We start from the raw sequence: 8838 nt of genomic DNA, 5'->3' as shown, positions 1-8838 counted from the left end.
CCCGTACACCAGTGGCGTACGGGGGCGGCGCGGGATGCCTCGAGGGGCGGCAGCCTCGGCGGTTCAGCCCTTACGGGTCTTGACCTCTTCGGTCAGCTGCGGGACGACCTCGAAGAGGTCGCCGACGACGCCGTAGTCGACCAGGTCGAAGATCGGGGCCTCGGCGTCCTTGTTGATGGCCACGATCGTCTTCGAGGTCTGCATGCCGGCCCGGTGCTGGATCGCGCCGGAGATGCCGGTGGCGACGTACAGCTGCGGGGAGACCGACTTGCCGGTCTGGCCGACCTGGTTGGAGTGCGGGTACCAGCCGGCGTCCACGGCGGCACGGGAGGCGCCGACGGCCGCACCGAGCGAGTCCGCGAGGCCCTCGATGATGTGGAAGTTCTCGGCGCCGTTGACGCCGCGGCCGCCGGAGACGACGATCGCGGCCTCGGTCAGCTCGGGCCGGCCGGTCGACTCGCGGGGGGTGCGGGAGACGACCTTGGTGCCGGTCGACTTCTCACCGAACGTGACAGCCAGCTGCTCCACGGTGCCGGCGGCCGGGGCGGCCTCCGGAGCGGTGGAGTTGGGCTTCACGGTGATGACCGGAGTGCCCTTGGTGATACGGGACTTGGTGGTGAAGGCGGCGGCGAAGACCGACTGGGTGGCCACCGGGCCCTCGGCGCCGGCCTCCAGGTCGACGGCGTCGGTGATGATGCCGGAGCCGGTACGCACCGCGAGGCGGGCGGCGATCTCCTTGCCCTCCGCGGAGGAGGGGACGAGCACGGCGGCCGGCGAGACGGCGTCGTAGGCGGCCTGCAGGGCGTCCACCTTCGGCACGACGAGGTAGTCGGCGAACTCGGGCGCGTCGGCGGCCAGCACCTTCACCGCGCCGTATTCGCCAAGGGTCTTGGCCGCTTCATCGGCGCCCGCACCGAGGTGCACGGCGACCGGGTCGCCGATGCGGCGGGCCAGTGTCAGCAGTTCGAGGGTCGGCTTGCGGACGGCACCGTCCACGTGGTCGACGTAGACAAGGACTTCAGCCATGGGATTGCTCCTGCGGGAAGGTGGGGCGGCGGTACGGGCCTGCGTACGGGCGGGCGCTGTTTCGGAGGGGCCGGCTCAGATGAACTTCTGGCCCGCCAAGTACTCGGCGAGCTGCTTGCCGCCCTCGCCCTCGTCCTTGACGACGGTGCCCGCGGTGCGCGCGGGGCGCGGCGTGGCGTCCTCGACCTTGGTCCACGCGCCGCCCAGACCGACCTCTTCCGCCTCGATGTCCAGGTCGTCCAGGTCCAGGGACTCCACCGGCTTCTTCTTGGCCGCCATGATGCCCTTGAAGGACGGGTAACGGGCCTCGCCCGACTGGTCGGTGACCGAGACGACGGCAGGCAGTGCGGCCTGAAGCTGCTCGGTCGCGGTGTCGCCGTCGCGCCGCCCGGTGATCTTGCCGTCGGCGAGGGCGACCTCGGACAGGAGCGTCACCTGCGGCACGCCGAGCCGCTCGGCGAGCATCGCGGGGAGCACGCCCATGGTGCCGTCGGTCGAGGCCATGCCGCAGACGACCAGGTCGTAGCCGGTCTTCTCGATGGCCTTGGCGAGCACCGCCGAGGTGCCCAGCACGTCGGTGCCGTGCAGATCGTCGTCCTCCACGTGCACGGCCTTGTCGGCGCCCATGGACAGCGCCTTGCGCAGCGCGTCCTTGGCATCCTCGGGGCCGACGGTGAGCACGGTGATCTCGGTGTCCTCGGGGGCACCGGCGTCCTTGCCGATCTGCAGGGCCTGCTCCACCGCGTACTCGTCGAGCTCCGAGAGCAGACCGTCGACCGAGTCGCGGTCGGTGGTCAGGTCCGCCGCGAAGTGCCGGTCGCCGGTGGCGTCGGGCACGTACTTCACACAGACAACGATCCTCAGGCTCACGTCGGCTCTCCTACTGCTTGTCCTACGGTTCCGGTCCGTCGCCGGACCGGCTCTCCGTCCACAATATTACTCGTCAGTACACACAGCGCGTACCCGCTTCTCAAGGCCCGGAACTGTGACCTTGCCAACGTGGCGCACGCGGGATCCGGGCCCAACTCAATCACGCCGCACCGACGGCGGCGATGACATGGGCCTTGCGGGGCTGCCCGTACGCACGGCGCACGACACGGCCGCCGGCGTCCAGTACGAGGACGGCGGGAGTGCTCAGGATGCCCAGTTCACGTACGAGCGCGAGCCGCTCCTCCGCGTCGATCTCGACGTAGGTGACGCCGGCGATCATCTCGCTGACCTCCCGCAGGGTGCGCCGGGTGGCTCGGCACGGCTGGCAGAACGCGCTGGAGAACTGCACCAGCGTCGCCAGGTCGCCCAGCCGCTCGAGTCCGACCGACCCGGCGTCCAGCCGTGCGCCGGCCCCGCCCGCCCGCGTCCGCTCCCGCACCGTGCTCTCTCCCGTCACGCTGGTCCCCGGTGTCCCGGTTGTGCCTATCTCCGGCACGCGGTGTCCAGCATGCCTCGCGGGCCGGGCGTTCCGCTGCCTTCCAGGGCGGTGACGAGGATCTCCCGCCCGTGCGGGCCGTGGGGTAGCCATCAGCGGGCTCATCGGGAACCATCTGCGCCAGACCGAAGTTACGCGTCCGTAGGTCCAGGGCACCTGGAGCACTCCCCAGGGCACCGAACACGAAGGGTCCCCCGTCAATGGCAGAGCTCGTCTACCCACCGGTGATCGGTACCGCGCGCGCCTGGTTCAAAGCGCTCGACCTGCGCTTCGACATCCAGGGCACCGAGCACATCCCGGCCCGTGGCGGCGCCGTTCTGGTCAGCAACCACATCAGCTACCTCGACTTCATATTCACCGGCCTCACCGCCCTGCCGGCGAAGCGGCTGGTCCGATTCATGGCCAAGGACGCCGTCTTCCGGCACAAGGTCTCGGGCCCGCTGATGCGCGCCATGAAGCACATCCCGGTGGACCGCTCCCAAGGCGAGCACGCCTACAAGCACGCGCTCGAGGCGCTGCGTTCCGGGGAGATCATCGGTGTCTTCCCCGAGGCGACCATCTCCCGCTCCTTCACCCTCAAGGACTTCAAGTCGGGCGCCGCCCGGCTGGCCCAGGAGGCGCGGGTGCCGATGGTGCCCATGGCCCTGTGGGGCACGCAGCGGCTGTGGACCAAGGGCCGCAAGCGGGACTTCGGACGCAACCACTTCCCGATCAGCATCCGGGTCGGCGAGCCGATGCACGCGGCCCCGGAGGAGTCGGCGACCGGCCTGACGGCGCGGCTGCGCCAAGGCGTCCACGAACTGCTGGAGGCCGCACAGGGCGCCTACCCCGCCAAACCCGCCGGGCCGCACGACTCCTGGTGGCTGCCCACCCACCTGGGCGGCACGGCCCCGACCCCGGCGGAGGCGCGGGCGCTGTAGGGGCAGGGCCCGTCAGCGGCTCATCTCCTCGCGCAGCGCAGCCACGAAGCCGTCGACGTCCTCCTCGGTCGTGTCGAAGGAGCACATCCAGCGCACGTCACCGGCCGCCTCGTCCCAGAAGTAGAAGCGGTAACGCTTCTGCAGGCGCTCACCGACGTCGTGCGGAAGGCGGGCGAAGACGGCGTTGGCCTGGACGGGGTGGATGATCCCGACGCCGTCGACGGTCTTCACGCCCTCGGCCAGGCGCTGTGCCATGGCGTTGGAGTGGCGGGCGTTGCGCAGCCACAGATCGCCGCCGAGCAGGGCGTCCCATTGCGCGGAGATGAAGCGCATCTTGGAGGCGAGCTGCATGGAGAGCTTGCGCAGGTGTTTCATCGCGCGGACCGCTCCGGGATCGAGGACGACGACCGCCTCGCCGAAGATCATCCCGTTCTTGGTGCCGCCGAGCGAGAGGACGTCCACGCCCGCGGCGTTGGTGAAGGCGCGCATGGGCACGTCGAGGGCAGCCGCCGCGTTCGCGATCCGGGCGCCGTCGAGGTGCACCTTCATGCCGCGCTCGTGGGCATGGTCGCAGATCGCCCGGATCTCCTCCACGGTGTAGACCGTGCCCAGTTCGGTGTTCTGGGTGATCGAGACGACCTGCGGCATCGCCCGGTGCTCGTCCTCCCAGCCGTGCGCCTCGCGGTCGATGAGCTCCGGCGTGAGCTTGCCGTCCTCGGTGGGCACGGTCAGCAGCTTCAGGCCTCCGACGCGTTCGGGGGCGCCGCACTCGTCCACGTTGATGTGTGCGGACTCGGCGCATATGACGGCTCCCCAGCGGTCGGTGAGCGCCTGGAGCGCGACGACGTTCGCGCCCGTGCCGTTGAAGACCGGGAAGGCCTCGGCACGGGCACCGAAGTGGCTGCGGATGATCTGCTGGAGGTGGGCGGTGTAGTCGTCGCCGCCGTAGGCGGGCTGGTGGCCGCCGTTGGCGAGGGCGAGCGCGGCGAGGATCTCGGGGTGGGCGCCCGCGTAGTTGTCGCTGGCGAATCCGCGCACTTCCGGGTCGTGGCGGCGCCTGGCGTCGGTGGTCACGGCTTCGGAGTCAGCCACAGGCGGTTTCCGTTCACTTCCTCGGTCGGCGTGCTCCAGGTCCCGGCGATGGCGTCGGCCAGATCCTTGACGTCGGTGAACCCGGCGAACTTCGCCTGTGGGCGGTCGGCCCGCATCTGGTCGTTCACCAGTGCCTTGACGACCAGGATGGCAGCCGCCGCAGGCGGGCCCGCATCGCCCCCGGCCTTGCGGAAGGCGTCGCCCAGCGCCAGTGTCCACGCCTCGGCCGCGGCCTTGGACGCGGCGTAGGCGGCATTGCCCGCCGTCGGCTTGCTCGCGCCGGCGGCGCTGATCAGCAGATAGCGCCCGTTGCCGCTGCGCAGCAGCGGGGCCTCGAAGGCGAGGGAGGTGTGCTGCACCGTGCGGACGAGCAGGTTGTGCAGCACATCCCAGTCGGCGAGGTCGGTCTCGGCGAAGGTGGCCGAGCCCCGCCAGCCTCCCACGAGGTGCACGAGGCCGTGCACGTGCCCGAATTCCTTCTCGGTACGGGCGGCCCACTCACGGGTGGCCGCCAGATCGAGCAGGTCGACGGTGTCGCCGGTGACGGTCGCGCCGCCGTGCGCGAAGCGGGCGCCGTCCACGGCGTGCGCGAGGCGCTCGGCGTCCGCGTCGGCCGCCACGACAGTGGCCCCCTCCTCGGCGAGACGCAGCAGCGTGGCCGAGCCTGCCGGTCCCGCCGCGCCGGCGACGGCGATGACGGCCCCCTCGAGGCTGCCCTTGCCGTTGCCCTGGTATCCACGTGCCGTCGTCGTATTGGTCATGCGTCCAGCCTCCTGGTCCTCAGCACCCCGACCTGTCTCCCGCCCCCGGCCGCCCGGCCGCTCAGGCGGCGGCGAGCGCGGGGGTCTGCGCGGTGATGCCCTTGGTCGATGCGATCACGGAACGGAGCTTCTTCGCGAGTGCCTCGTAGAACATGCTCAGCGGAAACTCGTCCGGCAGCACCTCGTCCACGAGTTTGCGCGGCGGCAGGCTCAGGTCCAGCGCGTCGGGGCCCTTGGCCCATGTCGATCCGGGGTGCGGGGAGAGATACGCGGCGACCAGCTCGTACGCCTTGAACCAGTGCACGAGCTTGGGGCGGTCGATGCCCGCGCGGTAGAGGGTCTCGATCTCCTCGCGGAGCCGCATGGTCACCTCACGGGCGAGGTCCCAGTCGATGGCGAGCTTGTTGTCCCGCCAGCGCAGCGCGTCGTGCTGGTGGAGGTAGGCGAAGAGCAACTGGCCGCCGAGGCCGTCGTAGTTGCGGTTGCGCTCGCCGGTGACCGGGAAGCGGAAGAGGCGGTCCAGCAGCACCGCGAACTGCACGTCCCGGCCCTGCGGGTAGCCGTCGGCCGCCAGCCGTACGCCCTCGTGGAAGGCGGTGAGGTCGCAGCGCAGCTCCTCCAGTCCGTACATCCAGAACGGCTGCCGCTGCTTGATCATGAAGGGGTCGAAGGGGAGATCGCCGTGGCTGTGGGTGCGGTCGTGGACCATGTCCCACAGCACGAAAGTCTGCTGGCAGCGCTCCTGGTCGGTGACCAGACCGTGAGCCTCCTCGGGAAGTTCGAGGCTGGTGACGTCGCAGGCGGCGTCGACGACGCGGCGGAACCGGGCGGCCTCGCGATCGCAGAAGATGCCGCCCCAGGAGAAGCGCGGAGGTGCCTCGCGTACGGCCACCGTCTCCGGGAAGAGCACGGCGGAGTTGGTGTCGTAGCCGGAGGTGAAGTCCTCGAAGGTGATGCCGCAGAAGAGCGGGTTGTCGTAGCGGGTACGCTCCAGCTCGGCCAGCCAGTCGGGCCAGACCATGCGCAGAACGACGGCTTCCAGATTGCGGTCGGGGTTGCCGTTTTGGGTGTACATGGGGAAGACCACGAGGTGCTGCAGGCCGTCCTCCCGGCTCTGGGCGGGCTGGAAGGCGAGCAGGGAGTCGAGGAAGTCGGGGACGCCGAAGCCGTCCGCCGCCCAGCGGCGCAGGTCGGCGACGAGCGCCTCGTGGTACGCGGCGTCGTGCGGCAGCGACGGGGTCAGCTCCCGCACGGCGGCACAGACCCGCTCCAGCTCGGCCTCGACCGCCGAGCGAGCGGGAGCTTCCGGTGCCTCGAAGTCGACGGAGCCGTCCTTGGACTGCGCCGGACGGATGGCTTCCACCGCGCCCTTCAGTGCTGCCCACGCCGGATGTTCGACCACGCGCTCGGCGGACGTAATCCCGCCCTCCACGGCCTTGGACGAAAGCATTTCCGTCATGACTACCCCTCCACAGAAGAACCTGGCGCTCTTAACGGTATCCGTACGGGGTCGACCGCTCAAGCGGAAGTGGCCGGAAATCATCCGTCAGACCCCCCACATCCACCGTGGATCTTCCTGTCACAGGCACCCACGACGACGACTTTGCCCAGTCCTGCCATGGCTTCGGTGGCGTCCGGGCGGGCGGCGGCGTCCCTCTCGCGGCCCGCCGTTAGTCTGTGCGTCGCGTACGTCACTCCGTACGCCGTCACCGCAGGAAAGCGAGAGCGCGCCGTGTCACTCCTCACCGTCGGTCACCGCGGTGTGATGGGCATCGAGCCCGAGAACACCCTCCGGTCCTTCGTCCGCGCCGACCGCGAAGGGTTCGACGTCATCGAACTGGACCTGCACCTCAGCAAGGACGGGGAGCTGGTGGTGATGCACGACGCCGACGTCTCCCGTACCACGGACGGCTCGGGCGCCATCGGCGAATTCACCCTCGCCGAGCTGCGCGAGCTGGACGCCGGGAAGGGGGAGCGCGTCCCCGTCTTCGAAGAGGTCGTGAAGGCGGTACAGGCGCCGCTGCAGGCCGAGATCAAGGACCGCGCCGCCGCCCGGGTCCTGGTCGGAGTGATCAATGAGCTGGGGCTGCACGACCGCGTCACCGTCATCTCCTTCCACGACGAGGCGCTGCGCGAGGTCCGCGCACAGCTGCCCGGGATGCCGCTCGTGCTCGTCACCGGCAAGTCCACGCCGACCGCTCCGGAGCGGGCCCGCGAGCTGGGCGCCGTGATGGTCTCGTGCGAACTGCGGTGGCTGGAAGCGGACACCGTGGCGCGCTGCCACGCCGAGGGGATCAAGGTCATCAGCTGGACGGTGAACACCGACGAGGACCTGGCCCGGGTCCGCGAACTCGGGCTCGACGGCGTGGTGACCGACCTGCCGGAGATCAGGCTGGCGGTCAGCCGAGCGGCTTGACCAGCAGCTCGAAGGCGAGGTCGGTGCGCTGGGGGATGCCGAAGCGCTCGTCGCCGTAGGGGAAGGGGCTGAGCTCGCCGGTACGAGCGTAGCCGCGTCGCTCGTACCAGGCGATCAGGTCCTCCCGCTGCCGGATCACCGTCATCTGCATCTCCCGCGCCCCCCACTCGGCCCGCACCGTCCGCTCCGCCTGAGCCAGCACGGCCCTGCCCAGGCCGGCGCCCTGCAGTTCGGGGCGGACGGCGAACATGCCGAAGTAGGCGTGCTCACCGCGGTGTTCCAGCTGGCAGCAGGCCACCAGCTCGCCCGCCCGCTCGACGGCTAGCAGGATGCTGTCGGGCGCCGTGACGACGGCGGCGATGCCCTCGGGGTCGGTGCGCTGCCCTTCCAGAAGGTGGGCCTCGGTGGTCCAGCCCGCCCGGCTGGCCTCTCCGCGGTACGCGGACTCCACCAGCGCCACCAGCGCCGGGATGTCCTCCTCGGCCGCTATTCGGAAGGTCGGTTCGCCGGTCTCCTGCACGTTCTCCATGGTGAGCGACCCTAATACGGGACCGCCTCCATGGTGAGCGACCCTGATACGGGACCGCGCGAACTAGAGTCGGACGGCATGGTGCACGTACTGAGCAGCAGGATGCTGCTGCGGCCCACCGACCCCGAGCGCAGTCGCGCGTTCTACGGACAGGCGCTGGGCCTCTCGGTCCACCGCGAGTTCGGGACCGGGCCCGAGCGCGGCACGGTCTACTTCCTGGGCGGCGGCTTCCTCGAGGTCTCCGGCCGGTCCGGGACACCGCCCGCACCGGGGCTGCGGCTGTGGCTGCAGGTGCCGGACGCCGAGGACGCGCACCGCGAACTGACGGCCGCCGGCGTCGAGATCCTGCGGCCTCCCGTGCGGGAGCCGTGGGGGCTGGTCGAGATGTGGACCGCTGATCCGGACGGTGTGCGGATCTGCGTCGTCGAGGTCCCCGAGGATCACCCGATGCGCTACCGGCCGGGCATCTGAGCAGTTCGAGCGCTCCCCCGCTGCGCCCGTGCGCCCCCGTGTGCGAGTGCCGGCCGGGCAGCCTCCCGGCGGGGACCGCTCCCCGGCGGGGCGGCGAGAGCGGGGAGGTCGGTGATGCACGGCTCGGCGACGGTCGGATGGCTGCTGGCGGCGCTCTGCGCACTCACCGCGACCGCCTGCCTGCTGCGGGCCCGGGG

General features: G+C 70.7%; 10 protein-coding genes. 3 read left to right on the top strand and 7 right to left on the bottom strand.

Translation table 11 applies throughout. From position 1 onward, the window contains the following. Positions 1-63: 63 nt before the first annotated feature. The 3 genes from ACRDP3_RS11950 to ACRDP3_RS11940 all read right to left on the bottom strand — a co-directional run bounded on the left by ACRDP3_RS11950 (position 64) and on the right by ACRDP3_RS11940 (position 2413). Positions 64-1026, bottom strand: a complete 963-nt coding sequence (locus ACRDP3_RS11950) for an electron transfer flavoprotein subunit alpha/FixB family protein (protein ID WP_431516871.1) — start codon at positions 1024-1026, stop codon at positions 64-66. Between the two features lie 75 nt (positions 1027-1101). After that, a complete protein-coding gene (locus ACRDP3_RS11945; RefSeq protein WP_431516870.1) occupies positions 1102-1896 on the bottom strand; it encodes an electron transfer flavoprotein subunit beta/FixA family protein in 795 nt (264 codons plus the stop codon). A 160-nt stretch (positions 1897-2056) separates the two neighbouring features. Then, entirely contained in the window at positions 2057-2413 is a 357-nt protein-coding gene (locus ACRDP3_RS11940; protein WP_431516869.1) for a TlpA family protein disulfide reductase, read from the bottom strand. Between the two features lie 239 nt (positions 2414-2652). On the opposite strand from ACRDP3_RS11940, the gene ACRDP3_RS11935 reads away from it, so the two are divergent. Beyond that, positions 2653-3372, top strand: a complete 720-nt coding sequence (locus ACRDP3_RS11935) for a lysophospholipid acyltransferase family protein (RefSeq protein WP_431516868.1) — start codon at positions 2653-2655, stop codon at positions 3370-3372. Positions 3373-3384: 12 nt separating this feature from the next. On the opposite strand, the gene ACRDP3_RS11930 is transcribed toward ACRDP3_RS11935, so the two are convergent. From ACRDP3_RS11930 to ACRDP3_RS11920, 3 genes are all read right to left on the bottom strand, one after another. After that, a complete protein-coding gene (locus tag ACRDP3_RS11930; RefSeq protein ID WP_431516867.1) occupies positions 3385-4464 on the bottom strand; it encodes a threonine aldolase family protein in 1080 nt (359 codons plus the stop codon). Continuing rightward, positions 4443-5225 (bottom strand): SDR family NAD(P)-dependent oxidoreductase, encoded by a 783-nt coding sequence (locus ACRDP3_RS11925; protein ID WP_431516866.1) that lies wholly within the window; start codon positions 5223-5225, stop codon positions 4443-4445. Before ACRDP3_RS11925 ends, ACRDP3_RS11930 begins: the two co-directional genes overlap by 22 nt. Before the next feature lie 61 nt (positions 5226-5286). Continuing rightward, entirely contained in the window at positions 5287-6684 is a 1398-nt protein-coding gene (locus tag ACRDP3_RS11920) for a DUF6421 family protein (RefSeq protein ID WP_431516865.1), read from the bottom strand. 273 nt (positions 6685-6957) lie between these two features. Here ACRDP3_RS11920 and ACRDP3_RS11915 point away from each other — a divergent pair, with 273 nt between their 5' ends. Then, entirely contained in the window at positions 6958-7641 is a 684-nt protein-coding gene (locus ACRDP3_RS11915; protein ID WP_431516872.1) for a glycerophosphodiester phosphodiesterase, read from the top strand. Here the strand turns inward: ACRDP3_RS11915 and ACRDP3_RS11910 are convergent. Then, the gene (locus ACRDP3_RS11910) at positions 7625-8170 is read right to left on the bottom strand and encodes a GNAT family N-acetyltransferase (protein WP_431516864.1); all 546 of its coding nucleotides are present in this window, start codon (positions 8168-8170) and stop codon (positions 7625-7627) included. The genes ACRDP3_RS11915 and ACRDP3_RS11910 overlap by 17 nt on opposite strands. Positions 8171-8248: 78 nt before the next feature. On the opposite strand from ACRDP3_RS11910, the gene ACRDP3_RS11905 reads away from it, so the two are divergent. Then, positions 8249-8641: a VOC family protein gene (locus tag ACRDP3_RS11905; RefSeq protein WP_431516863.1), complete on the top strand. Its 393-nt coding sequence runs from the start codon at positions 8249-8251 to the stop codon at positions 8639-8641. The last annotated feature ends 197 nt before the right edge of the window (positions 8642-8838 follow it).

The sequence above is a fragment of the Streptomyces sp. genome (assembly GCF_050698815.1).
Classification (GTDB): Bacteria; Actinomycetota; Actinomycetes; order Streptomycetales; family Streptomycetaceae; genus Streptomyces.
This window is presented reverse-complemented; position numbering and strand designations above follow the sequence as displayed.